This is a genomic window from Inquilinus limosus MP06 (assembly GCF_000767795.1).
GTDB lineage: Bacteria > Pseudomonadota > Alphaproteobacteria > DSM-16000 > Inquilinaceae > Inquilinus > Inquilinus limosus_E.
The window spans coordinates 1-542 of record NZ_JANX01001148.1; the positions used below are offsets into that span (position 1 = coordinate 1).

At 72.3% G+C, this 542-nt stretch carries 1 protein-coding gene; it reads left to right on the forward strand.

The window, feature by feature from the left end; all coding sequences use genetic code 11:
• Positions 1–542, forward strand: a 542-nt coding sequence (locus tag P409_RS35710) for an ABC transporter ATP-binding protein (RefSeq protein ID WP_034849942.1), incomplete at both ends; no start/stop codon positions are given.

The window sequence follows — 542 nt, forward strand, 5'->3', positions numbered from 1 at the left end:
AGCGTCACGCTGCGCGCCGTGCTGGGGCTGGTGCGGCCGCCCGGCCGGGTCGGCGGCCAGGTGCTGTGGCAGGGCCGCGACCTGCGGACATTGCCCGAGCCGGCGCTGCGCCGGGTGCGGGGCGGCGAGATCGCGATGATCTTCCAGGAGCCGATGACGGCGCTGAATCCGGTGCTGCCGATCGGGCTGCAGATCGACGAGAGCCTGCGCACCCACACCGATCTCGGCCGCCGGGCGCGGCGCGACCGGGCGCGCAACCTCTTGGACCTGGTCGGCATCCCGGCCGCCGCCCGGCGGCTCGACGACTATCCGCACCAGTTCTCCGGCGGCATGCGGCAGCGGGCGATGATCGCGATCGCCTTGGCCTCGGAACCCAAGCTGCTGCTGGCGGATGAGCCGACCACGGCGCTGGACGTCACCATCCAGGACCAGATCCTGACCCTGCTGCTGCAGCTGCGCGACCGGCTGGGGATGAGCGTGATCCTGGTGACCCACGACCTCGGCGTGGTGGCGCAGAGCTGCGACCGCATGGCGGTGATGTA